A 22,692-nucleotide genomic window follows, 5' to 3' on the forward strand; every position below is an offset into this window, starting at 1 on the left:
CGATGCCGTCCTTAGTGTTGCCTGCAAGGAGTCCTTGATGCGCCTGTCCTTTGCCATCCTGCCGTTGTCCGCCGCCGTGCTGCTGTCTGCCTGTGGCAGCGCGCCGAAGAAGACCGAACCCACCCCACCGCCGCCGACCGTAGTCAGCGCGGCCAAGCAGGCCGAGGCCAATCTGTCGCCGGCCTCGGCCAGCATCGTCAGCGGCCGCCTGGCGCTGATGGCCGAACCCGGTGGCATCCATATCACCGGCCTGATCGGTGGCCTGCAGCCGATGCAGCAGGCCGGCTTCCACATCCATGAGCGCGGTGACTGCAGCGCGGTGGACGCCAGCAGCGCCGGCAACCATTTCAACCCCGGTGGCGCCGCGCATGGCCGCGCCGGCACCGGCAAGCATCACCTGGGCGACATGGACAACCTGCGTGCCGATGCCCAGGGCCGCGCCAACGTCGATATCCACCTCAAGGGCGTTACCCTTGGCGGAGGCGCCGCCACCGATATCGCCGGACGTGCACTGGTCGTGCATGCCAACGCCGACGACTATCGCAGCCAGCCCGCCGGCAATGCCGGCGTCCGCATTGCCTGTGGCGTGATCCGGGTTGTCCGCTGATCACTGCAGGCTTCATCCAGGGAGAGAATCCATGCGTCTGACCCACACTTCGCTGTTCGCCGCCATCACCGCGCTGGGCCTGGCGGCCTGCGGCCAGCAGCCCGCCGCTCCGCAGGCGGAAACCACCCCGGCCGCCCCGGCCGCAGAGGCCCCCACCGAACCGGCGGCCACACCGGCACCGGCTGCTGCGCCGGCCGCCGATGCTTCGGCCACTGCTGAGCTGGCACCGACCCAGGGCAACGAAGCCAAGGGCAGCGTCACCTTCAAGGTGGTCGACGGCAAGGTCCACGTGACCGGCCAGATCAGCGGCCTGAAGCCGGGCAGCGAGCACGGCTTCCACATCCACGAGAAGGGCGACTGCAGCGCGCCGGACGGCATGAGTGCCGGCGGCCACTTCAACCCGGGCAAGCAGGATCACGGCAACGTCGCCACCGATCCGCACCACGGCGGCGACATGCCCAACATCAAGGCCGACGACAAGGGCGTGGCCACCATCGATGGCCCGGTGTCGAGCAACGTCAACATCGGCAAGGGCGATGACTTCGACATCATCGGCCGCGGTCTGATCGTCCACGCCGATGCGGACGACTACAAGACCCAGCCGACCGGCAACGCCGGCGCGCGTCTGGCCTGCGCGGTGATCCAGAAGGCTCCGTAAGAAACAGCAAACGCCGGCGCAAGCCGGCGTTTTCCTTTGTCGGTAGTGCCGGCCGCTGGCCGGCAATCGCAGATCCGGAGGTTGCCGGCCAGCGGCCGGCACTACCCACGGATCACCCAGATCAGCGCGCCAGCAGCTCGCGCGCGTCCTGCCCGGCCTCGCAGTGCACGAACAGCACCGGCACGCCGTGCGCTTCCAGCACCGCGGCCATCTGCCGTTGGCGCATCAGGAACTGCTCGTAGATGCCCTTCAGGCGGTCACAGTCGTTCTTGCCGTGGTTGTAGTGCGCACACCAGCTGGCCGGATCGAACAAGGCCATGCGCGCCTCGCCATGGGTGTAGCGCAGCAGCGGCTCGGGTGCGGCATTGAGCCACTCGTCCTGGCCCGGCGCCATGATCGCGGTCTCGATCAGCGGCCACAGCGCGGCCAGGCCCTGGTTGTCGTACTGCATCGACATCATCGCGGCCAGATCGTTCACAGTGAAATAGCGCGCGTGCTCGATGCGGGCACCGAAGGTGTTCTGCGCCATCAGCGCGGTGTCGGCATGAGCCATGCCGTTGGCCAGCAGCGTGTCTTCCAGTGCATCGGCCACCGCCTGGGTGGTGGCCACGTCGCTGCCGGTCAGCAGGAACGGCACCACGCGCAGGCCGCCGCCCACCAGGCTGGCATCGGCCTGGAACGGCAGCGGTACATCGCCATTGGCATCGGCACCAAAGGCCAGCAGGCGCGGGCCCTGGCTGCGGCCCGGCGCGCGCATCTGCAGTTCTTCCAGGCGGCGATGGATCGGCCAGCCCGGGCGCAGGACTTCGGCCGGGTCGAAATGCGCGGCGGCGAACACCAGGTCCAGCTCGGCGACCTGCGGCACCAGCTTGGACAGGTCACGGCCGACGCGTTCGGCCAGTTCACCGGCCTGTTCGGCGCTGAGTACCGCCTGGCGGGGGATTTCGCCGCCGGCCAACTCCAGGGCCAGCACGCCAAGGGCATTCATCGCGGGGTCGGGTTTGCTCATGGTTCCACGGTTGGCCCATCACAGGGCGGCAGCTACACTTGGCTCCATTATGCCTGCTCCGTCGTGCAGGCCATGTTGCAGACACCCTCATCCATGCCAGGTATCTCCATGCCCAACGCTCGTCCCGTCGCCATCCTCGGTGGCGTCCGCATTCCGTTCTGCCGCCAGAACACCGCGTACTCGGATGTCGGCAACCTCGGCATGTCGGTCCGTACGCTGGGCGCGCTGGTCGAACGGTTCGGCCTGCATGGCCAGCAGCTCGGTGAAGTGGCGATGGGTGCGGTGATCAAGCACTCCAGCGACTGGAACCTGGGCCGCGAGGCCACGCTATCCTCGGGCCTGTCGCCGCTGACCCCGGGCATCACCCTGCAGCGCGCCTGCGGCACCTCGCTGGACAGCATCATCACCGTGGCCAACAAGATCGCGCTGGGCCAGATCGAATCGGGCATCGGCGGTGGTTCGGATACCACCTCCGACGTGCCGATCGTGTACGGCAAGAAGCTGCGCGCGCGACTGCTGGCGGCCAACCGCGCCAAGAGCACCGGCGACAAGATCCGCGCACTCACCTCCGGCTTCAAGTTCTCCGAGCTCAAGCCCGAGTTCCCCGGCGTGGCCGAGCCGCGCACCGGCAAGAGCATGGGCGACCACTGCGAGGACATGGCCAAGGAATGGAACATCTCGCGCGATTCGCAGGACGAGTGGGCCGTCTCTTCGCACAAGAAGCTGGCCGCCGCCTATGAGCGTGGCTTCTTCAACGACCTGATCGCGCCGTTCCGCGGCGTCGAGCGTGACAACATCCTGCGCCCGGATACCTCGCTGGAAAAGCTGGCCACGCTGAAGCCGGCGTTCGACAAGGTCTCCGGTCGCGGCACGCTGACTGCCGCCAACTCGACCCCGCTCACCGACGGTGCTGCGGCGGTGCTGCTGGCCAGCGAGGAATGGGCGCGCGCGCACGGTCACGAACCGCAGGCCTACCTGCGCGACGCGCACGTGTCGGCGGTGGACTTCGTGCATGGCGAAGGCCTGCTGATGGCGCCGACCGTGGCCGTGCCGGAGATGCTCAAGCGCAATGGCCTGACCCTGCAGGACTTCGACATCTACGAGATCCACGAAGCCTTCGCCGCGCAGGTGCTGTGCACCCTGCGTGCGTGGGAGAGCGAGGATTACTGCCGCAACCGCCTGGGCCTGGACGCACCGATGGGCCGCATCGACCCGGACAAGATCAACCTGCTGGGTTCGTCGCTGGCCACCGGCCACCCGTTCGCCGCCACCGGCGCACGCGTGATCGCCACGGCGGCCAAGCAGCTGGCCGAACGCGGCGGTGGCCGCGCGCTGGTGTCGATCTGCACTGCCGGCGGCATGGGCGTGGTGGCGATCGTCGAACGCTGATCGCATCCATCGAACAACAAAAAACGCCGCCCATCGGGCGGCGTTTTTTTTTCTCCGGTGGGTGCCGACCGTTGGTCGGCACACTCCAGCCGGCAATCACGGCAACCGCGGGTTGCCGAATTCGTCGCGCTCTTCGTTGGCGTCATACACCGGCGGCTGCGCGGCAATCGGCTGCTCTTCCACCGTCGCACGTGCCGGCGCTTCGGTGCCGCGCACCAGTTCCACACTGTGCTCGCCGCGCTGCAGGCGCAGTGCATTGGCCAGGCACTGTGCGGCCAGCGCATGTTCGCCACGCTGTGCGAACAGCTCGCCCAGCGCTTCCCACGCCGGTGCACCGGCGCCGGCGGCGATCGCCTCGTGCAGGAACGCATCGGCGGCCTCCCACTGCTGCTGGGCCAGCGCCACCCGGCCCTGGGCCAGGCGCAGCGCCGCCGAGCCGTCGTGCACGTTGCGCCAGCGCGCCAGGTTGGCCTGGCGGGTGGCCAGGCGCTCGGCCGGCAGGCGTCCGTACAACGCCACCAGTTCGTCGTCCCAGCGCTGATCCAGCGCGTGTTCCAGCGCCAGCAGCGCCGGCTCATCCCAGTTCAGGGCCACCGCGCGGCTGGCATAGGCGCCCACCACGTCCACCGTCGGCCGCAGTGCCTTCGGTGTGGCCTCCCACTGTGCGGCCAGCGCGTTGACGTCGGCCGCTTCCAGCAGGGCCTGTGCGGCCAGGCGCGCTTCCAGCTCGCCGTTGGCGTCGGCCGGCAGCACCTTGCTCTGGCGCAGTGCGCCCAGTTGCCCATAGGCCTCGTGGGCACGGCCGGCGCGGGCCAGCGCTTCGGTGCGCAGCCACAGCCCACGCGGCGGCAACGGCTGGATGGCCGCCACGTCCAGGGCGTTGATCGCATCCACCGGCAGATCGCGCGCCAGCAGCTGTTCGGCCCGCAGCAGCGCCTGCAGCGTGGCATCGCTTTCGCCCAGGCGCTGCAGCAATGCGTCGCCCGCGGCACCGTCGGCACGCGCCTGCGCACTGCGCACCGCATTGGCCAATGCCACCGCACTCACTTCCGGGTCCTTGGCGGCGCCGTCCAGCAGCTTTTCCGCACGCTGCCACTGGCCATGCTCATAGGCCTGCAGGCCGTCGATCAGGCGCACCCGGCCCTGCTTGCGGCGGTAGCGGCCCCAGGCACGGAACGGCGCGGCGATCAGGCTCCACAGCAGCCACAGCACCAGCACGCCGATCACGCTCAGCAGCGCCACCTTCGGCAGGTTGCTGTGGTAGTCATAGCCGCCATAGCGCAGGGTCACTTCGCCGTAGCGGTTCAGGTCATCGGTGCCGAGCCATTGCGCGGCCACCACGCCGATGGCCACGGCCAGCAACAGCACGACCAGGGATTGCAGGGGTTTCATGCTGGATTACCTCCGGTCGGTCTGGGTACGCAGTTGCTGCAGAGTGCTGCCAAGAACGGTGTTGCTGGCCTGCAACGGCAGCTCGCGCAAGGCCTTCAGTTCAGCACGTTGCGCGCGCAGGGCCGGTGAATCCGGCCAGCGCCGTTGTGCCCAGTGGTCCACACGCTGCAATGCGGTATCGCGGCCACTGCGGTCGCCGCGTTCGATCGCCGCACGCGCCAGGGTCAGTTCCAGCTGCAGCGCATCATCGGCATTGCGTCGCTCGGCCGCCGTCAACGGGCCGTTCTGGCGGCTCGGGGTGATGTCCACGAACGGCGCCAGCGTGGCCTGCCACCACAGCTTGCCCGCGCGCGGCGCGGCATCGCCGCTGATCTGCGAAGGCAGGCCCTGCAACGCCTTGGCCAACGTATCCAGGCGCTGCAGCGACTGCACCCGCGGGCCGGCACCGAGTGCATCCAGCGCGTCGCGTTCCTGCACCAGTGCCTGGCGCAGGTTCAGGCCCTCGCTGTCGGGCAGATCGGCCAGCACGCTGGCGGCCTGCGCATACAGGCGGCGCGCGCCCTCCACATCGTCGGCGTAGTTCAGGCGCTGCGCGGCCTGGGTCAGCAGCAGCTCGGCCTCATCGCGCTGCACCGCTTGCCGGCCCTGGTTGGCACTGTCAGCCAGCTTGGCCAGGTTTTCTTCCAGCAACGCGCTGCGCTGCGACAGCCCCAGCATCTCGTCGCGCAGCACCCGGTTGGTGGCCGCCGCATCCTGCAGGCGCTGGCTGGTGGCGCGCTGGTCGCGGCGCAGCGCATCCAGCGTGGCCTCCAGGCCCTGCAGCTGTACGGCGGTGGTCTGTGCCTGCGCGTGCTGGGCGTCCTGTTGCGCCTGCCAGAGGTACCAGCCGGCATAGCCGCCCGCGCCAAGCACAACCACGCCGGCCAGCGGCAGCAGCCAGCGCAGGGGTCGACGGGGTGGGGTAACGGGCGGTGTGTCGTTCATCGGGCTTCCTTGTCGGCTGTGTTGCCAGTCGGTTCCGGCAGGCCGCGTTGTGCACAGCATCACCGCTGCCGACGACAGCGGCAAGCGTGACGCCCGTCCCTGTTCAGGTCGCTGCCGGGCCGGTGAGCGTGGCGTGTGCAGCGGCCACCAACTGTTCAGCAGTGGGCCCGGCGCTGCGCACGACGTGCTGCAGGCCGAGGCCGCGCGCCTGCTCGCCCAAGCGATCGCTGGCCACCACCACGCGGGCGGAGGCCTGCAGGCGCTGGCGCAACGCCGGCGAAAGCTGCCGCCAGACGTGATCCAGCGCGTCACCACTGCTTACCGCCAGCACCCACGGTGTGGCTGAATGCGTCAATCGCGCCCGCGCGCGCGGCGACAGGCGCAGCAGGCGCCGCTGGTAGACATCGGCGCGCTCGATGGTGGCACCGGCGGCCTGCAAACGGGCGGCAATCAGGCCACGTCCGCCGGGCGCGGTCACCAGCCCGATGCGCAGGCCCTGCACCTCGGCCAGTACCGGCAGCGCCAGCAGGCCTTCGCTGTCCATCCGCTGCGGCGCATGCACCTCGGCCACGCCCTGCGCCTGCAGCGCGCGCGCCGTGCCCTCGCCCACGGTCAGCCACGGGCTGCGCTGGGCATCGGCCAGGGGCAGCAGCGCGGCGGCGGCGGCCACCGCCGCCGGACTGGTGAACACCACCCGATCGCAGTTCAGCGCGCGTTGCAGCTGGCGCAGCACCGGCGTGCCGTGCAGGCGCTGCAGCCGCCAGGGCGACAGCGCCAGCAGCTGCCCGCCCAGCCCAGCAACAGCGCGGCGCAGCGCCGCATGCTGCCCTTGCGGGCGCAGTGAAATGAAGGTCCAGCCCGCATCGGAACCGGCGGCGCCAGTGGGTATCGTATGGTCGGCCATTGCCTGCATTATGCGGGCCCTTCGTTGTCGTGGTCGCTGCTCCGATGTCCGTTGATGCCCTGACTTCCTCGTTGGCTTCCCTGCAGGACGTGCTGGACTGCATGCCGGCGGTGCGTGCCATGCAGATCCGCCTGGACGGCTACGCCGATGGCGTGCTGCGCATCACCGCGCCGCTGGCCGCCAACGTCAACGACAAGGGCAACGCCTTCGGCGGCAGCCTGGCCTCGGTGCTCACCCTGTCCGGCTGGGCGCTGGTCAGCCTGCGTCTGCGCCTGGCCGGCCATGACGCCGAGGTCTACGTGGCCGACAGCAACCTGCGCTACCTGGCGCCGGTATACGAAGACCTGCATGCGCATGCCGAAGCGGCCGAAGCCAGTGGCTGGGACGCCTTCCTGAACACCTTCCGCCAGCGCCGCAAGGCCCGCATCAGCATCATCGCCACCCAACCCGGTGCCGACGGACGGGCCGCTGCCGAGTTCAGCGGTCGCTTCGTTGCCTTCGCCAAAGGTTAGGATGGCAGGCTGACGCCCTGCGGAAACCACCGATGCGCCGCCTCATCCAGTTCCTGTTGTGCTCCCTGCTGCTGGCCAGCGCCGTGGCCTCGGCCGATGACCTCAGCCGCAAGCAGCGCAAGCTGCTGGAAGAGACCCAGATCGCCTATGGCGCGACCATCCGCTGGGGCAGCATGGACGATGCCATCGGCTACCTGGACCCGAAGCTGCGCAAGGAGCGGCCGCCGACCGAGTTCGAGCTCAACCGCTATGCGCAGCTGCGCGTGTCGTCCTACCGCGAGCGCAGCAGTGCCTCGCTGGATGGCGGCGTGGTCGAGCGCCGGGTCGAAATCGGGGTGATCAACCAGAACACCCAGGCCGAGCGCACCGTGGTGGTGGTCGAGCGCTGGCGCTGGGACCCGGAAGCCAAGCGCTGGTGGCAGACCGCCGGCCTGCCGGACCTGTGGAAGGGGCAGTGACGGGCCGCGTCCGGCTTGTGCGACAATCGGCGCCCGCTTAATCGACCCGTGACCTGAGTGAATTACGAAGAGTTGCTGGCCTTTGCAGGCCGAAACCCGATGCTGTCCGCGGCCCTGGTCGGCCTGACCGTGGCCATCATCGTCACCGAAATCCGCCGCCTGTTCCGGGGCTTCAAGGGCATCAAGCCCGCCGAACTGACCCAGCTGATGAACGCGGGCGGCACGGTGGTGGTCGACCTGTCGGCCAGCGGTGACTTCGAAAAGGGCCACATTGCCGGCAGCCGCAACGCCCAGGCCAGCGCCTTCGGCCCGGACAACAAGCTGGTGGCCAACGCCAAACAGTCGCCGGTGGTGCTGGTGTGCCGCAGCGGCAACGCCTCGGAAACCGCCGCCAAGGCGCTGAAGAAGGCCGGCTTCGAGAAGGTCTATGTGCTCGACGGCGGCATCCCCGCCTGGCAGCAGGCCGAGCTGCCGCTGGTCAAGGGCCGCAACTGATCGTCGCAGGTGGCGGATCTGGCCTTGTATGGGCCTGATACCGCCCCCATCGCAGTAGTTCGACCCTCGTTTTCATTGCATTCATTGGAGTTACTGGAAATGTCCGAAGAGATCACCAACGGCGCCGCTGCGCCGGTCGATGCCGCCACCGGCCCCGCTTTCACCGTCGAGAAGATCTACGTCAAGGACGTCTCCTTCGAGTCGCCGAACGCTCCGACCATCTTCAATGACCAGGTGCAGCCGGAGCTGCAGCTGAACCTGAACCAGCAGGTGCAGCGCCTGGGTGAGAACGCCTTCGAAGTGGTGCTGGCCGTGACCCTGACCTGCCAGGCCGGTGAGCGCACCGCCTACGTGGCCGAAGTGAAGCAGGCCGGCGTGTTCGGTCTGGTCGGCCTGGACCCGCAGTCGATCGACGTGCTGCTCGGCACCCAGTGCCCGAACATCCTGTTCCCGTACGTGCGCCAGCTGATCAGCGACCTGATCCAGGCCGGCGGCTTCCCGCCGTTCTTCCTGCAGCCGATCAACTTCGAAGGCCTGTACGCCGAAACCCTGCGCCAGCGCCAGGAGCAGGGCGACGCACCGTCGCTGGCTGACTCCGAGCCGGCCGGCAACGCCTGATCCCTGCTGCGACGTCACGGATGAGCACTACCGCTGACAAGATCGCCGTGCTGGGCGCCGGTTCCTGGGGAACCGCGCTGGCCAGCCTGCTCGCACGGCACGGTCACCCGACCGTGCTGTGGGGGCGCGATGCCGCCGTGGTCGAAGCCATCGACCAGCGCCACGAGAACCCGCGTTACCTGCCGGGCATCCCGCTGCCGGACAGCCTGCGTGCCACCACCGACCTGGCGTCGGCGGTGCAGGGCGCGGCCTGGATCCTGGTGGTGACCCCGTCGCACGCGTTCGGTGAAACCGTGCGCGCGCTGGCGCCGCTGCGTCCGGCCGGTGCCGGCGTGGCCTGGGCCACCAAGGGCTTCGAACCTGGCTCGGGCCGCTTCCTGCATGAGGTGGCGCGCGAAGTGCTGGGCGAGGACGTGCCGCTGGCCGTGGTCACCGGCCCATCGTTCGCCAAGGAGGTGACCCAGGGCCTGCCGACCGCGATCACCGTGCACGGCGACGTGCCCGAGTTCGCGCAGACGGTGGCCGAGGCCATGCACGGCCCGGCGTTCCGCGCCTATACCGGCGACGACATGGTCGGTGCCGAGCTGGGCGGTGCGATGAAGAACGTGCTGGCGGTGGCCACCGGCGTGGCCGATGGCATGCAGCTGGGCCTCAACGCCCGTGCCGGCCTGATCACCCGTGGCCTCAACGAGATGCTGCGCCTGGCCGCTGCGATCGGCGCCAAGCCGGAAACGCTGATGGGCCTGGCTGGCCTGGGCGATCTGGTGCTGACCTGCACCGGCGATCTGTCGCGCAACCGCCGCCTGGGCCTGGCCCTGGGCCGTGGCCAGACGCTGCAGGATGCCGTGCGCGAAATCGGCCAGGTGGTCGAGTCGGTGCAGACTGCCGACGAAGTGATGCGACAGGCCCGCCGGCATGGCATCGACCTGCCGATCTCCGACCGCGTGCGTGCCGTGCTGCACGGCGAGCAGACGCCGGAAGAAGGCCTGCGCGCATTGCTGGCGCGGGAACAGAAACCGGAATATCCGGATACGCTGTTCAAGTAAATCGAAAACCCCGGCCACGCGCCGGGGTTTTTTCATGTGCGCGGCCCATCCACGCATGGCGTGGATCTACGACGGAGCCCGCTTCCGGTAGCTGCCAACCTTGGTTGGCGCCCGGCGGAAACCATCATCGCGCGCGCGGCGGCGCATTGCCGTTGTCCATGTCCGAGAAAATCAACCACGGCCCCTCACCCACGCGTTTCAGTGTGAGCGTGAACTTGCCGGTATCGCCCGCGTTGTTGCCATACGCATAGGCACCGATGATGTAGCCGGTGTGCCCCTCCACCGAGTATGCCAACGCACGCAACCGCAGCGGGCTGCCGCCCTGGCCGGCATACGCGGCCTCGATCGCACTGCGCCCGCGCACGGGTGGCTGGTTGCTCTGCAGTACGAAGCCATCCTCTGCAAACAACGTGGCCAGTGCCTTGGCATCACCCGCGCGCCACGCCTGCTCGTAATCGCGCAGCACGCGCTCCAGCGGCGCGGGCAGGGCGGCATCGGGCAGCCGGGTGGCGGCCGGCGTGGAGGGCGGACTCGCGCTCGCCAGCATGGGGCCGCACAGGGCGAACAGCAGCAGGCAGATACGCATGGGCTCGGTCCTTTGGTGTGCCGGGCAAGGGAAGCGCGAGTATCCCCCAATCACGCCCGCGTGGCCTTCGCGCCGCCCCCATTGAAAGCGTGCGACGGCTTGGGCATGCTCGCTGACAACCGGGGGAGGGGACGCATGCACTTTTTCCAGCTGGACCAGTTCGCAGGTCATCTCAACGAAACCTTCAGTGCCGATATCGAAAACACCGGCGTACCGTTCGTGCTCGTCGAGGCCGCACCGCTGCCCGATCAGCGCTTGACCGGCCAGATGCGCGCGCCGTTCTCGCTGCTGTTCCGCAATGAATCGGCGGTGCTGTTTCCGCAGCGCACCTACACCATGCGCCATCACGGCCTGGGCGAGTTCGGTATTTTCCTGGTGCCGATCGCACGTGACCGCACCGGCTTCATCTACCAGGCGCTGTTCAACTGACGGCGGTGGCCAGCCAGCGCATCCGCAGGTGGCTGCCGGTATCGCCTTCGGTGTGGAACGCGAGGCGTTCGTAGAGCCGGCGCGCGGCCAGATTCTCCCAGGCCACATGCAGCACCACACTGTGCAGCTGCACACCGTGTGCCGCGCGCTGCACCCAGCGCACCAGGGTCGAGCCGATGCCACGGCCGCGTGCAGTCTGCAGCAGGGCGATGTCGATCAGGGTCGCCTCATGCTCGTCGCAGTGCAGGTAGAGGCGCCCGATCGGTTCGCCGGCCTGCTCGACCAGCAGATAGTGCGCCGGCTGGTAATGCCGTGTGTAGTGCAGGTGCTGTAGTGCGAACTGGTTGTCCAGGAACGCCTGCCGCAACGTATCCGGCCACGGCACGTTGGCCAGCTCGGCGGCACGTGATTCGGCATAGAGCTGCTGCAGAAAGGGCAGGTCGCTGTCCTGCGCTTCGCGCACGCTGAGCCCTGCAGGAAGACCGTCCCCCGCCACCGGCAGCCAGGCGGCCCGCAGCGGGGGAAAGGCCAGCGTTGCGTTCGCAGTCACGGCCGTTGCGGGAAGACGCCGGACAGGCTGATGCAGAAGTTCAAGGTGAGATAGGGTTGGCGGTTCTCGTGCGGCAGGCCACCTCCCGCAGCGCCCACCGTGGTCAGCGGGAAGGTGCTGGTGACCGTCGGCGTGGCGGCCAGGATCGGGCTCGACTCCGGTGTGATCAATGCATTGCCGCTGGCCGGAATGCCACTGCGGTGCGCGGTATCGGGCTGGTTGTAGATGCGTGCGCCGTGGGTGTGGTTGGGCATCTCGTTGATCAGCAGCGTGACGCTGTCGCTGCCGAAGGTTTCGCCCATCACGCGCGGGCTCAGGCCGGGGCCCACGCCCTGGCCACATGCGATGTTGTTGGTGTAGTTCGGCAGCTGGTAGTTGCTGGTGCCGTTGCCGCCGAAGGTGGTTCCCAGCAGCGAGAACAACGCGGTGTTCTGCTGGATCGGCATCAGTTGGCCCTGGCACATCGCCCAGTTGTAAGGGGCGTAGTTGAAGCCGTAGATCTGGATTTCGCCGAGGAAGGGATCGCTCATGATGTGGGTCCTGGTAGGCGTTCGATGATCGTCAGCCTTGCGACGGGAAGACGCCGGCCCATGCAATGCAGTAGCGGGCGACCAGCGAGGGCATGGTGTTGTCGTGTGGCTGGCTGCCACCGACCGCGCTCACCGAGGCGGGCGCCAGGTTGCCACTGCCCAGGCCGGTGACGCTGTCGGTATACAGCGTGTCGCCGCTGACCGCGCCGAGCTGCAACGCCGGTCCGGGTGACGGCGAACTGGCCGCCGAATTCACCGCGTTGAACGCATGGGTGTGTGCGGGCAGCTGGGCGGTGGTCAGGGTGACCGATTCGCTGCCGGCCGCCTGGCCCAATATGTAGGTGCCCAGACCACTGCCAGTGCCCTGGTGCACCGGCACGCGTCCACACAGATTGGGCAGGCCGAAGGTGGAAACACCATCGCCGCCGTAGGTGGTGCCGATCAGGGTGAACAATACTTCGTACTCTGAAATGGGCAGCAGCCGGCCATCACAGTCGAACCACCCCACCGGCGCGAAGTTGTAGGGAAACAGACGGACTTCGCCAACAAAGGGTTGAGACATGGCAGAAACTCCGGTCAGTTGCGCGAGGGGTAGATTCCGTTGAGTGCGATGCAGAAATTGATGACAAGATATGGCTGCAGGTTTGCATGGGGCTGCGTCTGGCCGCTGTTGTCGAGCACGTTCAGCGGTATCTGGGCGCCGCCGGACGCGCCGTAGACATTCTGCGTCCCGGTTTTGCCGAGCAGCACATTGCCCTGCGGAATGCGCGTTGTACCGTCGGCGGTGGTGCCACCGAAAACGTGTGCGTGCTGGGGAATCTGCGTGGCCAGCAGGGTTACGTTCTCCACGCCCTGGCGTTCACCGGTGTTGGTGCCGCTGGTGGATCCGCGGGGCGTACGGCTGCGCAGATCGGGCAGCTGGAAGTTGGTCGTGCCGTTGCCACCGTAGGAAACGCCCAGCAGCGAAAAGAGCGCCTGGTTCTGCGCGATGGGCAGCACCTGGCCATTGCAGAAAGCGAAAAATCTGGGCGCGAAGTTGAACGCCACGGGCATTATCTGCCCGAGAAAGGGTTCCGACATACGATATTCCCCCTGGGATAGGCGCCGGCACTCAGCCCCCGGCCGGCGACATAACTCTGGCGCATTATCCCGGGTGTTGACAAGTGCCAGTATCCATGAGCAAGAATATCGCGCTGCCAGCCCAAGGGATGCAGGGATTCAAGGGGGGCAGGACCGCCAGGCAGGGCCAGGGAGTCTGCAGGGTGGGGAGGTCAGGAACCGCGGCGCCCGTCCGGGGGCCACGGCGGTTTTCTCACTCGCGCCACACGGCGCAGCGCCCGTCGGGAAGGCGGGCAAGCAGGGGGCACAACATGTGGCACGCAGAGTCGATGCATCGCGACGCGATGCGCCATGGGCTCGGCCGTCGTTTCTGGGGCCACCTGGGAGGCATCCTGCTGCTGGGCGCTACCCTCGCCCTGCCCGATATCGCACGCGCGGCGTGCGCAACCTTCACGCCGCCCAATGCCAGCGCCGGTTCGCCGATGGCTGCCGGCAGTACGATCGTCATTGATGCCTCCAGCTGCCAGGGCGTTGCAGGCTTCGGCATCGGCAACGTGACCACGCCGGCCGGCAACGGTACGGCCACCGTCACCAGCCATGCCGCCTCGAAGATCTCCTACGCCCACAGCGGCAACGGATCGACCTCCGACACCTTTGCCTTCGACGACGGTACCGGCTCGCACAATGTGCTGGTTACCGTGTACATCCAGGCCGCCGCATCGCCGATCACGATTTCGCCGGCCACCGTGCCCGGCGGAACGGTGGGCACGCCCTATGCCGGTGTCACGCTCAGTTCCAGTGGCGGCACCCTGCCTTACAGCTATGCCGTCACATCCGGTGCACTGCCGGCTGGATTGACGTTGAGCAGCGGTGGCGTGCTGTCCGGCACGCCCACCACGCAGGGCACCTTCGCGTTCTCGGTCACCGCCACCGACAGCACGGCAGGCACGCCGCTCACCGGCACGGCCAGCTACTCGGTCACCATCGCCGCGCCGACCATCAGCGTGACCAACGCACCTGGCCCTGCGGTGATCGGTACGCCGTACTCGTTCACCTTGACCGGTGCCGGCGGCACGGCGCCCTACAGCTACCTCCTGGATGGTGGCACCACCCTGCCCGCCGGGCTGGTACTGGCCAGCAACGGCACCATCAGCGGCACGCCGACGGCATTGGGCCTGAAGAACTTCACCGTGCGCATCACCGACAGCAGCACGCCGACGCCGTTCTTCGCGGCAGCCAACCTGTCGATCAACGTGCAGAACGTCATCCCGCCGGTGGCCGGCGCGGCCAGCGCCACCGTGGCCCATGGCAGCAGCAACAACCCGATCACGCTGAACATCACCGGCGGCACCGCCACCTCGGTCGCGGTCGGCACCCAGGCCACGCACGGCACCGCCACCGCCAGCGGCACCACCATCACCTACACACCCACTGCCAGCTATTCCGGTCCGGACAGCTTCACCTACACCGCCACCAATGCCGGCGGCACCTCGGCGCCGGCCACCGTCACCATCACCGTGTCGCCGGCCACCATCAGCTACGCACCGTCCAGCCCGGCAGCCGGCACGGTCGGGGTGGCCTACAGCCAGTCGCTGGCCGGCGCCAGCGGCGGCACCGCGCCGTACACCTATGTGATCACCAGCGGCAGCCTGCCGCCGGGCATCACCCTGGCCAGCAATGGCACGTTGTCCGGCACGGCCAGCGCCAATGGCACCTTCAACTTCACCGTGCGCGCCACCGACAGCAGCACCGGCACCGGGCCGTTCAACGCCACCAGCGGCACGCTGACGTTGACCATTGCCGCGGCAACGCTCACCTATGCACCGGCCAATCCGCCGGCGGCGACGGTCGGCGTGGCCTACAGCCAGTCGCTGGCCAGCGTCAGCGGCGGCGTTGCGCCGTACACCTACACGATTGCGTCGGGCAGTCTGCCGGCGGGCATCACCCTGGCCAGCAACGGCACCCTGTCCGGCACGCCGAACGCAGGCGGCAGCTTCAACTTCACGGTCAGCGTGACCGACAGCAGTGGTGGCAGCGGACCGGTCAGCGTCACCAGTGGCCCGCTGCTGCTGACGGTGAATGCACCAACGATCACGATCACCCCGCCCACGCTGCCAACGGCGAGTGCCGGCGTCGCCTACAACCAGAACCTGACCGCTGCCGGCGGTAGCGGCACCTACACCTATGCGGTTACCGCAGGTGCGTTGCCGCCGGGCGTGACCCTGTCCACTGCCGGCGTAATCAGCGGTACGCCGACGGCTGCGGGCAGCTTCCCGCTGACGATCACCGCCACCGACAGCAGTGGCGGCAGCGGCCCTTACACCGGCAGCCAGCCCTACACCCTCAACGTGACTGCGCCGTCGCTGACGTTGACACCGCCGGCAGGCAGCCTCTCCGGCACGGCGGGTGCTCCGTTGAACGTGCCTTTCAGCGCGGGCAATGGCACCGCGCCGTATACGTTCGACATCAGCGCTGGTGCGTTGCCCAACGGAGTGACTCTGTCGCCCTCCGGTACGCTGTCCGGCTCGCCGACGGAGTCCGGTCTTTTCACCTTCTCGGTGCGCGTCACCGACAGCACCACCGGTACCGGCGCGCCCTTCAGGCGAACCCAGAACTACGTCCTGTCCATCACCGCGCCCACCATCACGGTGTCGCCGGCGAGTCTGCCGCCGCCGGCGGCGGGCGTTGCCTACAACCAGATCATCACCGCCAGCTCCGGCCAGCCGACTACCTTCACCTATGCCATCACGACGGGGCAGGTGCCGGTCGGTCTCAGCCTCGACGCTGCAACGGGTGAACTGAGCGGCACACCGACCCAGGCCGGTCCGTTCAGCTTCACCGTGACCGCCACCGATGGCGGTGGCTTCACCGGCAACCGCAGCTATGGAGGCACGGTCAGCGCGCCGGTGCTGTCGCTGTCGCCGAGTTCATTGGCGGGCACCGCCGCGGGTACGGCTTACACCGCGACCTTCGTTGCCAGTGGTGGCAACCCGGGCTATAGCTACCAGCTCACCGGCACCCTGCCCAACGGCCTGTCGTTCTCGTCGTCGACCGGCGTGCTCAGCGGCACGCCCACGCAGGCCGGCACCTTCAGCTTCAGTGTGAGAGCGACCGACAGCACCACCGGCACCGGCGCACCGTTCTTCATCGTCAACAACTACACCCTGGCGGTGTCGGCACCAACCGTTGTGGTCGATCCGACCACGCTGCCGGCGGCGACCGGTGGCGCGGCCTACTCGCAGACGATCACGGCCAGCGGTGGCAACGGCACCTACAGCTTCAGCCTGGTCAGCGGCGCGCTGCCGGCCGGTATGACACTGAGCAGCGCGGGCGCGCTGTCGGGCACGCCGACCGTGGCCGGCACCTTCAACATCACCGTGCAGGCCACCGACGGCAACGGCTTCACCGGCAGCCGGGCCTATTCCCTGGTGGTGAACGCACCGACCATCACGCTGGCCCCGTCCACGCTGCCGGGCGGCTTCGGCGGCGTGGCCTACAGCCAGGCACTTGCCGCCAGCGGCGGTGTCGGCAGCTACTCCTTCAGTCTGTCGGCGGGTGCACTGCCGCCGGGCATCGCGTTGAGCAGTGCCGGCGCCCTCAGTGGCACCCCCACCACCACCGGCAGCTTCAACTTCACCGTCACCGCTACCGACAGCGTCGGCTTCACCGGCAGCCAGGCCTACACCTTCAGCGTGGCTGCGCCGACGATCACCATCACGCCGGCGACGTTGCCAGCGGCGACCGGCAGCATCGCCTACAGCCAGCCGCTCAGCGCCAGCGGCGGCAATGGCGGCTACACCTACAGCCTGACCGCCGGCACGTTGCCGCCGGGCATTGCCCTGAGCAGTGCCGGCCTGATCAGCGGTACGCCGACCACCGTCGGCAGCTACAGCTTCACCGTGCGCGCCACCGATGGCTTCGGCTTCAACGGCAGCCAGGCCTACACCGTGGCCGTGAACGCGCCGGCCATCGTGTTCGTGCAGACCACCTTGCCCGGCGGGCAGGTGGGGGTGGCCTACAGCCAGACCGTCAGCGCGGGCGGCGGTAGCGGCAGCTTCACCTACAGCCTCAGCGCCGGCGCATTGCCGCCGGGCATCGCGCTCAGCAGCGCCGGCGCCATCAGCGGTACGCCCACCGCCGCCGGCAGCTACAGCTTCACCCTCACCGCCACCGACAGCTTCGGCTTCAGCGGCAGCCAGCCGTTCACCGTGGGCATCAACCAGCCGGTACCGGTGGTGGTGAACGATGCCGCCACTACGCCGGCCAATGCAGCGGCCAGCATCGACGTCACCGCCAACGACACCGGCCCGATCACCAGCATTGCCATCGCGCAGGCACCCTCGCACGGCACCGCCACGGTGAACGGGCTCAATGTGGCGTACACGCCGGCCAGCAACTTCTTCGGCAATGACAGCTTCACCTACACCGCCACCGGTCCGGGTGGCACCTCGGCGGCGGCCACGGTCAGCGTCAGCGTGACGCCGCTGGCGGTGCCGGTGGCGGCAGCACAGAGTGCGACGGTGCTGGCCGGCCAGTCTGTGACCGTGCAGGCCGAGGCCGGGGCGATCAATGGCCCGTTCACTGCGGTCACCATCAGCCGCGCGCCGTCGTCCGGCACGGCGGTGGTGCAGGGCGCCAGCATCGTCTACAGCGCCGATGCCGATGCCTCCGGCGTGGTGGACTTCGAGTACACGCTCAGCAATCCGTTCGGCGCCTCCGCGCCGGCGCGGATCAGCGTGACGGTCAACCCACGGCCGGTGGCCCCCGCGCTCACCGCCACTGCCATTGCCGGGCGCGTGGTCACTGTGGATCTCACCTCCGGCGCGCGCGGCGGACCGTTCACCGCCGCGGCGGTGGTCTCGGTGTCGCCGGCCGATGCTGGCAGCGCCACCATCACCGCCAGCGGTGCCGGCTACACGCTGGCGTTCACCTCGGCGGCGACCTTCGGTGGTGCGGTGCGCATCACCTATACGCTCAGCAACGCGTTCGCCACCTCGGCGCCGGGCACGGTTGATGTGATGGTCAAGCCCCGCAGCGATCCCTCGCGTGATGCCGAAGTGCTGGGCGTGCTGGAAGCCCAGGCCGAAGGTGCGCGGCGCATGGCCATCGGCCAGATCAACAACTTCCAGCGCCGCCTGGAAAGCCTGCGCGCGGGCGGTGCTGCGGCCGGCTTCAGCAACGGCATCACCTTCAGTTCGGCCAGCAGCCAGCGGCGCACGCCGCAGGACGATCTGCTGCGCAAGGGCATCGGCGCCAGCGGCGAAGCGCTGTCGATGATCGACGAACCGGTGTTGCAGGGCGGTGCCGCACCTGCTGCCGGCGCCGCCGACGGCTTCGCGTTCTGGACCGGCGGTGCGGTCAACTTCGGCACGCTCAAGCCCAGTGCCGGCAGCAACGGCATCGACTTCACCACCTCCGGCGTCAGTCTGGGTGCCGACCGCCAGATCAGTCCGTCGCTGAGCCTGGGCGCCGGCCTGGGCTATGGCCACGATGCCTCGGATATCGGCCGCAATGGCAGCCGCAGCACCGTGGATGGCTACAGCGTGGCCACCTACGGCAGCTTCCATCCCGAAGGCGGGTTCTACGTGGATGGCCTGCTCGGCTACCAGTGGCTGAAGTTCGACGCGCGCCGCTTCATCACCGACAACGGCAACACCGCCTACGGCAGCCGCGACGGTACGCAGTGGTTCGCTTCGTTCTCCACCGGTTACCAGCATCGCAGCGATGCCCTGCTGCTGACCCCGTATGGCCGCCTGGATCTGGCACGCGCCACGCTGGATGGCTACCGCGAACATGGTGACGAGGTGTACGCACTCGACTACCAGCGGCAGACGGTCAACACCAGCACCGCCACCGCCGGCGTGCTGGCGCAGTGGCTGGTGAAGCGCGACTACGGCATGTGGACGCCGCAGCTGCGCGCCGAGTTCGGCCACGACATGCAGGGCTCCAGCCAGGCCTTCATGCGCTATGTGGACCTGATGTCCGGGCCGGTGTACCGCGCCACGCTCGATCGCCAGTCGCGCAACCACACGCTGCTGGGCGCTGGCATCGGCCTGCAGACGCTGAAGGGCTGGACGCTGCGCGCCGAGTACCAGAACCAGCTCGACAGCAGCAGCCGCGACAACCAGGGCATCCAGATAAGCGTGCAGAAGACGCTGCCGCCGTGATCGATGCAGCGGCGGCGGCCGGGTGGTCGCCGCCGCACGTGGCCTGTATCCGTACAATCGTGTCTCCGGCAGGAGCGCAACCTGCATCTGCGCCGGGCATCGAATGGAAGGAACAGGACAGGGAATGAAGATTCGAACGATTGCGATGTCATCGATGGTCGCGCTGTTGGCGGCCTGCGGGCAGGCACCCGAAAAAGCCGCCGAAACGACGCCTGCGGCGGCCGCCGCCGCACCCGTTGAAACACCGGTGGCCAGCGCCAGCGTGGTCGGGAACGATGCGTCCGTCGAACAGGGCGTGGACCCGTCGGTGTGGGACCACGAAGGCGAGCCGGACGACCCCGGCGCCGGCGGCGAACTCACCTGCAAGGACAACCCGCTGGCGACCCATTTCTTCACCCTGGTCGGCGGCAACACGGTGGACGACTGCGGCCGCAAGGACCCGAAGGTGCTGGCCGCGTTCGATGCGTTGATGAAGGGCACGCAGGATGCCGAATCGACCGACCAGGACATCCCGCCGCTGCGCGAACGCCTGTTGAGCGGGCCCAGTGGGCCGGGCGAGCTGACGGTGCTGCAGGGCGAACCCTGGTGGTTCTACACCGCCTGCCAGGCCCACGACTGCCCTGGCACGGCGTTGGCGATGCTGTACTCGCCCACGCAGACGAAGATGGTCGGGCGCCTCACCGCGCGCTGCAAGGTGTGGTGGCTGGGTGAGCCGAGCGCCGAACAGCGCGCGCTGATTGAACGCGAACGGCCGCTGGACGAAGCGTTGCTGAAGAACGAAGGCGATGCCTGCGAGTAATGCGGGGCTCGCGGTGGCGCCGGGCCATGCCCGGCGGGACCGCAGGCAATCGTGCCCGTCTCACTCGTCCGGACGCATCCGCGTGCCGATCTGCGCGTTCAACGCCAGCGATGCCATCGCCAATCCTTCCAGCACGCGGTCGCCCACGTATTCGCTGTCTGCGCCATTCTGGCGCACGCGTTCGGCGGCCAACAGCAGTTCCAGGGTGACGCGCTGGCCTGCCACGGCGCAGTCCGCGTCACCCAGCGCGATGCGGCGGCCCGGCATCGGATGGCGCTCAGGCCAGGGCTGGCCGTCGGCGGCGGCCCCCTTACCGATGCGGTCGAGGGTGGCGAGGAAGCCGAGCGGGTCGCGCTTGCGTGGGGGTTCCGAGACTGCATCCGCGTTGGCGGGCGCGTGATGCGCGTGCGTGCGGGGGAATTCCGGTGTGCTCATGGCAAAGGCTCCGTGCAGGACAGACGGTAGCCGCCACACAAAGGTGGCGGGCGGAGACGTGGCTCGAAAACCGGGCGCTTGTTGAAACCGGCAGGCACAGGGCCTCCACGCTCCGCCCGCCATGACCGGCAGACGGATTGCCCGCCGGCGCCACGAGGAGTGGCGCCGGCGGACAAGCGTTGTCAAACAAGCGCACGGGTTTTCGAGGCCCGGCCACCCTCTCCGGTGGCCCGCCATCTGTACCGCTGTCGCCGCGCAACGCCAATGAGAACAGTTGCAAACAGCGCCTGACCGAAGACGCTTTCGGCATTCTTGCATGCTGTTAAGTAGCTGCAGACCGAGGCGGCGCAATGGCCTCCACCGTTCGGGGAATATGCGACACGGTTGGTGATTGACGCGGGTCCGCCACCGCGCCCAGAGGCCAATGGCGACATGACCTCACGCGTTCGAAGGCTCAGGTCAGATACCGGACGACGCGCCCATGACCGACCACGCGCGCACCTTCGCGTACCTCAACAGAGGCACCCGGCTGCAGCGCCGCGTACGAAACGGCAGGCGCGTAAACCAGCCTGGCCACGGCAGTCAGCGGGCGCCCAACCGGGAAAACAGTGTCGGCGCCCACGAACGCAACGCCGAGCAGCGTGTCATCGGGTGGCACGCGCAGGTGCGGCCGATAGCCGTTCGCCGAGGCCGGTTGAGAGCGCCCGCCCTGTTCCGGTGTGAGGAAGGTGAGCTCGAGTTCTACGCGTGCATCCTGCGTCACGCTACTTGCCTGCGCTGCGCTCGTCCTTGCCATCTTCACCCTGTCCCTCTCCACGGCTCTGCGCGAACTCCGGGAAGGTCTTCGCGATCGAATCCTTGTCCGGCAGGATATAGAACACGCCGCCCTTCTGGAACGTGGACGCCACGATCTGCTCGTAGAACGCGGCGGAAACATTGATGCAGCCGTGGGTGACGCGGTTGTCATCGGGCGAGGGCGAGGCCAGTCGTTCGGCGCGCTTCTCTTTCGGCGTGCCCGGCGGCAGCGGATGCAGCGAGACGGCCGAATCGTAGTCCACCCACAGCACGCGTCCGGCATCGTCGGAGGGGCCGTAGCCGCCGATGAAGCGGCCAGCTGGTGTGGTGCGGTCGCGGCCGGGAATCGCGCTCAGTGCGAGCTTGGCCACGCCCGGTGCGGAATGATCGCCTACCGCCGAACCAAACAATGCCGGGGCGGCGCCGCGCAGTTTGCCGTCACCGCCGAACACGAGTACCTGTGCTGCGGCCTTGTCCATCACGGCGAACGGATAGCCCTGGTTGTCCTTGCTGGCGACAACCCAGCCAGCCAGTTCAATCACCGTCTCGGACACGTGCTGGTCCGGCGGCAGTTCATCGGCAGCCGACACCGGTTGTGCGGGTGCGTCGTCCTTCGCGTCCTTTGCGTGGGCTACGCCACTGCACGCGACGGCCAGCGCCAGGGCCAGTGCGGCGTGCAGGGCGCGGCGTGCAGGGGGAGAGGAGGTACGAATGGGACGGCTCCTTGCAATGCAGTCATCGGTGGAAGGAGGCCAGTGGCCGGCGAAGGCCACTGGTTCCCGGTACAGATGTGGATCAATTCAAACAGTGAGGGAGCGGTTACCCGCGCGGCTTGCGGCCGGCCGGTGCCCGTTCAAGCTGCTGCACGCGGCCTTCAATCTGATCCAGACGCTGGTTGGCCTGCTGTGCGGACTGGTTGGCCGATTCAGCGCTCTGTGCGGCGCCCTGCACCTTTACATCGAGCTGGTCGAGGCGCGAGTTGATGGTGGCAAACTCGTTCTTGTAGGACGCACAAGCGCCAAGGCTGACGGTTGCGATGAGCGCTACAGCAAGTGCGCGGGCCGTCTTCATGTGTTGCGGGTTCAGGTTCATTGCACTCCCTCCTTCGTCTGGGGAAGCTGGAATATAGCGGCGTTTGTTCCCCACGCTGACAAGCGCTTTCAGCTGAAATTGGAAGACGTGGAAGCGTTGTGAAATATGTTCGTCAGCAAAGCTTAACGAGTGAGATCAGGCGAGCTGATGCGCACACAGGGGATGGCCTTGCGGTTGC

General features: G+C 68.2%; 24 protein-coding genes. 11 read left to right on the top strand and 13 right to left on the bottom strand.

Annotated elements, in window-relative coordinates:
• Positions 1-37 precede the first annotated feature (37 nt).
• A complete protein-coding gene (locus C9412_RS09540; RefSeq protein ID WP_107231398.1) occupies positions 38-607 on the top strand; it encodes a superoxide dismutase family protein in 570 nt (189 codons plus the stop codon).
• 31 nt (positions 608-638) lie between these two features.
• Positions 639-1,265, top strand: coding sequence for a superoxide dismutase family protein (locus C9412_RS09545; protein ID WP_107231399.1), 627 nt, complete (start codon positions 639-641; stop codon positions 1,263-1,265).
• Positions 1,266-1,386: 121 nt separating this feature from the next.
• Here the strand turns inward: C9412_RS09545 and C9412_RS09550 are convergent, their stop codons facing one another.
• Positions 1,387-2,274 (bottom strand): hypothetical protein, encoded by an 888-nt coding sequence (locus C9412_RS09550; RefSeq protein WP_107231400.1) that lies wholly within the window; start codon positions 2,272-2,274, stop codon positions 1,387-1,389.
• Between the two features lie 93 nt (positions 2,275-2,367).
• Between C9412_RS09550 and C9412_RS09555 the strand changes: the two genes are divergently transcribed.
• Positions 2,368-3,663, top strand: coding sequence for an acetyl-CoA C-acetyltransferase (locus tag C9412_RS09555; RefSeq protein ID WP_012478738.1), 1,296 nt, complete (start codon positions 2,368-2,370; stop codon positions 3,661-3,663).
• A 96-nt stretch (positions 3,664-3,759) separates the two neighbouring features.
• Here C9412_RS09555 and C9412_RS09560 read toward each other — a convergent pair whose 3' ends face one another.
• The 3 genes from C9412_RS09560 to C9412_RS09570 all read right to left on the bottom strand — a co-directional run bounded on the left by C9412_RS09560 (position 3,760) and on the right by C9412_RS09570 (position 6,952).
• Positions 3,760-5,055, bottom strand: coding sequence for a heme biosynthesis HemY N-terminal domain-containing protein (locus tag C9412_RS09560; protein WP_107231401.1), 1,296 nt, complete (start codon positions 5,053-5,055; stop codon positions 3,760-3,762).
• 6 nt (positions 5,056-5,061) lie between these two features.
• On the bottom strand, positions 5,062-6,039 hold the full coding sequence (locus C9412_RS09565; protein ID WP_107231402.1) for a uroporphyrinogen-III C-methyltransferase: 978 nt from the start codon (positions 6,037-6,039) through the stop codon (positions 5,062-5,064).
• 103 nt (positions 6,040-6,142) lie between these two features.
• On the bottom strand, positions 6,143-6,952 hold the full coding sequence (locus tag C9412_RS09570; protein ID WP_107231403.1) for a uroporphyrinogen-III synthase: 810 nt from the start codon (positions 6,950-6,952) through the stop codon (positions 6,143-6,145).
• Between the two features lie 35 nt (positions 6,953-6,987).
• Between C9412_RS09570 and C9412_RS09575 the strand changes: the two genes are divergently transcribed.
• The 5 genes from C9412_RS09575 to C9412_RS09595 all read left to right on the top strand — a co-directional run bounded on the left by C9412_RS09575 (position 6,988) and on the right by C9412_RS09595 (position 10,072).
• Positions 6,988-7,455: a YiiD C-terminal domain-containing protein gene (locus C9412_RS09575; RefSeq protein WP_107231404.1), complete on the top strand. Its 468-nt coding sequence runs from the start codon at positions 6,988-6,990 to the stop codon at positions 7,453-7,455.
• Positions 7,456-7,487: 32 nt separating this feature from the next.
• On the top strand, positions 7,488-7,913 hold the full coding sequence (locus tag C9412_RS09580; RefSeq protein ID WP_057498558.1) for a hypothetical protein: 426 nt from the start codon (positions 7,488-7,490) through the stop codon (positions 7,911-7,913).
• 57 nt (positions 7,914-7,970) lie between these two features.
• Positions 7,971-8,408 (top strand): rhodanese-like domain-containing protein, encoded by a 438-nt coding sequence (locus C9412_RS09585; protein WP_004153552.1) that lies wholly within the window; start codon positions 7,971-7,973, stop codon positions 8,406-8,408.
• Positions 8,409-8,507: 99 nt separating this feature from the next.
• A complete protein-coding gene (gene secB / locus C9412_RS09590; protein ID WP_005407596.1) occupies positions 8,508-9,026 on the top strand; it encodes a protein-export chaperone SecB in 519 nt (172 codons plus the stop codon).
• A 20-nt stretch (positions 9,027-9,046) separates the two neighbouring features.
• Complete coding sequence (locus C9412_RS09595) at positions 9,047-10,072, top strand: NAD(P)H-dependent glycerol-3-phosphate dehydrogenase (RefSeq protein WP_107231405.1); 1,026 nt, start codon at positions 9,047-9,049, stop codon at positions 10,070-10,072.
• 124 nt (positions 10,073-10,196) lie between these two features.
• Here C9412_RS09595 and C9412_RS09600 read toward each other — a convergent pair whose 3' ends face one another.
• The gene (locus C9412_RS09600) at positions 10,197-10,619 is read right to left on the bottom strand and encodes a nuclear transport factor 2 family protein (protein WP_258190134.1); all 423 of its coding nucleotides are present in this window, start codon (positions 10,617-10,619) and stop codon (positions 10,197-10,199) included.
• A 174-nt stretch (positions 10,620-10,793) separates the two neighbouring features.
• Between C9412_RS09600 and C9412_RS09605 the strand changes: the two genes are divergently transcribed.
• A complete protein-coding gene (locus tag C9412_RS09605) occupies positions 10,794-11,087 on the top strand; it encodes a hypothetical protein (protein WP_057498556.1) in 294 nt (97 codons plus the stop codon).
• Here C9412_RS09605 and C9412_RS09610 read toward each other — a convergent pair.
• The 4 genes from C9412_RS09610 to C9412_RS09625 are packed head-to-tail and all read right to left on the bottom strand — an operon-like array spanning position 11,080 to position 13,247.
• The gene (locus tag C9412_RS09610) at positions 11,080-11,637 is read right to left on the bottom strand and encodes a GNAT family N-acetyltransferase (RefSeq protein ID WP_107231407.1); all 558 of its coding nucleotides are present in this window, start codon (positions 11,635-11,637) and stop codon (positions 11,080-11,082) included. The two genes, C9412_RS09605 and C9412_RS09610, sit on opposite strands and share 8 nt — an antisense overlap.
• On the bottom strand, positions 11,634-12,167 hold the full coding sequence (locus C9412_RS09615; RefSeq protein WP_107231408.1) for a tail fiber protein: 534 nt from the start codon (positions 12,165-12,167) through the stop codon (positions 11,634-11,636). The genes C9412_RS09610 and C9412_RS09615 overlap by 4 nt, the downstream gene beginning before the upstream one ends.
• A 31-nt stretch (positions 12,168-12,198) precedes the next feature.
• Positions 12,199-12,729 (bottom strand): tail fiber protein, encoded by a 531-nt coding sequence (locus C9412_RS09620; RefSeq protein ID WP_107231409.1) that lies wholly within the window; start codon positions 12,727-12,729, stop codon positions 12,199-12,201.
• A gap of 14 nt (positions 12,730-12,743) precedes the next feature.
• On the bottom strand, positions 12,744-13,247 hold the full coding sequence (locus C9412_RS09625; RefSeq protein ID WP_107231410.1) for a tail fiber protein: 504 nt from the start codon (positions 13,245-13,247) through the stop codon (positions 12,744-12,746).
• 290 nt (positions 13,248-13,537) lie between these two features.
• Here C9412_RS09625 and C9412_RS09630 point away from each other — a divergent pair, with 290 nt between their 5' ends.
• Complete coding sequence (locus tag C9412_RS09630) at positions 13,538-19,393, top strand: putative Ig domain-containing protein (RefSeq protein ID WP_107231411.1); 5,856 nt, start codon at positions 13,538-13,540, stop codon at positions 19,391-19,393.
• Positions 19,394-19,517: 124 nt separating this feature from the next.
• Entirely contained in the window at positions 19,518-20,192 is a 675-nt protein-coding gene (locus C9412_RS09635) for an Ivy family c-type lysozyme inhibitor (RefSeq protein WP_107231412.1), read from the top strand.
• 60 nt (positions 20,193-20,252) lie between these two features.
• Here the strand turns inward: C9412_RS09635 and C9412_RS09640 are convergent, their stop codons facing one another.
• The 4 genes from C9412_RS09640 to C9412_RS09655 all read right to left on the bottom strand — a co-directional run bounded on the left by C9412_RS09640 (position 20,253) and on the right by C9412_RS09655 (position 22,514).
• On the bottom strand, positions 20,253-20,627 hold the full coding sequence (locus C9412_RS09640) for a hypothetical protein (RefSeq protein WP_107231413.1): 375 nt from the start codon (positions 20,625-20,627) through the stop codon (positions 20,253-20,255).
• A gap of 454 nt (positions 20,628-21,081) precedes the next feature.
• Entirely contained in the window at positions 21,082-21,390 is a 309-nt protein-coding gene (locus C9412_RS09645) for a hypothetical protein (protein WP_107231414.1), read from the bottom strand.
• Between the two features lies 1 nt (position 21,391).
• The gene (locus tag C9412_RS09650) at positions 21,392-22,084 is read right to left on the bottom strand and encodes a hypothetical protein (RefSeq protein WP_107231565.1); all 693 of its coding nucleotides are present in this window, start codon (positions 22,082-22,084) and stop codon (positions 21,392-21,394) included.
• Between the two features lie 157 nt (positions 22,085-22,241).
• A complete protein-coding gene (locus C9412_RS09655) occupies positions 22,242-22,514 on the bottom strand; it encodes a hypothetical protein (protein ID WP_010487149.1) in 273 nt (90 codons plus the stop codon).
• Positions 22,515-22,692 lie beyond the last annotated feature (178 nt).

Origin of the sequence: Stenotrophomonas sp. Nf1 (assembly GCF_003028475.1) — a bacterium.
In the GTDB taxonomy this organism is placed as follows: Bacteria; Pseudomonadota; Gammaproteobacteria; order Xanthomonadales; family Xanthomonadaceae; genus Stenotrophomonas.

Coding starts and splice junctions, on each gene's coding strand:
- C9412_RS09655 (WP_010487149.1), bottom strand. CDS start 22,514: ATGAACCTGAACCCGCAACACATGAAGACGGCCCGCGCACTTGCTGTA.
- C9412_RS09565 (WP_107231402.1), bottom strand. CDS start 6,039: ATGAACGACACACCGCCCGTTACCCCACCCCGTCGACCCCTGCGCTGG.
- C9412_RS09570 (WP_107231403.1), bottom strand. CDS start 6,952: ATGCAGGCAATGGCCGACCATACGATACCCACTGGCGCCGCCGGTTCC.
- C9412_RS09640 (WP_107231413.1), bottom strand. CDS start 20,627: ATGAGCACACCGGAATTCCCCCGCACGCACGCGCATCACGCGCCCGCC.
- C9412_RS09580 (WP_057498558.1), top strand. CDS start 7,488: ATGCGCCGCCTCATCCAGTTCCTGTTGTGCTCCCTGCTGCTGGCCAGC.
- C9412_RS09595 (WP_107231405.1), top strand. CDS start 9,047: ATGAGCACTACCGCTGACAAGATCGCCGTGCTGGGCGCCGGTTCCTGG.
- C9412_RS09545 (WP_107231399.1), top strand. CDS start 639: ATGCGTCTGACCCACACTTCGCTGTTCGCCGCCATCACCGCGCTGGGC.
- C9412_RS09630 (WP_107231411.1), top strand. CDS start 13,538: ATGTGGCACGCAGAGTCGATGCATCGCGACGCGATGCGCCATGGGCTC.
- C9412_RS09625 (WP_107231410.1), bottom strand. CDS start 13,247: ATGTCGGAACCCTTTCTCGGGCAGATAATGCCCGTGGCGTTCAACTTC.
- C9412_RS09555 (WP_012478738.1), top strand. CDS start 2,368: ATGCCAGGTATCTCCATGCCCAACGCTCGTCCCGTCGCCATCCTCGGT.
- secB (WP_005407596.1), top strand. CDS start 8,508: ATGTCCGAAGAGATCACCAACGGCGCCGCTGCGCCGGTCGATGCCGCC.
- C9412_RS09550 (WP_107231400.1), bottom strand. CDS start 2,274: ATGAGCAAACCCGACCCCGCGATGAATGCCCTTGGCGTGCTGGCCCTG.
- C9412_RS09560 (WP_107231401.1), bottom strand. CDS start 5,055: ATGAAACCCCTGCAATCCCTGGTCGTGCTGTTGCTGGCCGTGGCCATC.
- C9412_RS09575 (WP_107231404.1), top strand. CDS start 6,988: ATGTCCGTTGATGCCCTGACTTCCTCGTTGGCTTCCCTGCAGGACGTG.
- C9412_RS09620 (WP_107231409.1), bottom strand. CDS start 12,729: ATGTCTCAACCCTTTGTTGGCGAAGTCCGTCTGTTTCCCTACAACTTC.
- C9412_RS09540 (WP_107231398.1), top strand. CDS start 38: ATGCGCCTGTCCTTTGCCATCCTGCCGTTGTCCGCCGCCGTGCTGCTG.
- C9412_RS09615 (WP_107231408.1), bottom strand. CDS start 12,167: ATGAGCGATCCCTTCCTCGGCGAAATCCAGATCTACGGCTTCAACTAC.
- C9412_RS09600 (WP_258190134.1), bottom strand. CDS start 10,619: ATGCTGGCGAGCGCGAGTCCGCCCTCCACGCCGGCCGCCACCCGGCTG.
- C9412_RS09635 (WP_107231412.1), top strand. CDS start 19,518: ATGAAGATTCGAACGATTGCGATGTCATCGATGGTCGCGCTGTTGGCG.
- C9412_RS09605 (WP_057498556.1), top strand. CDS start 10,794: ATGCACTTTTTCCAGCTGGACCAGTTCGCAGGTCATCTCAACGAAACC.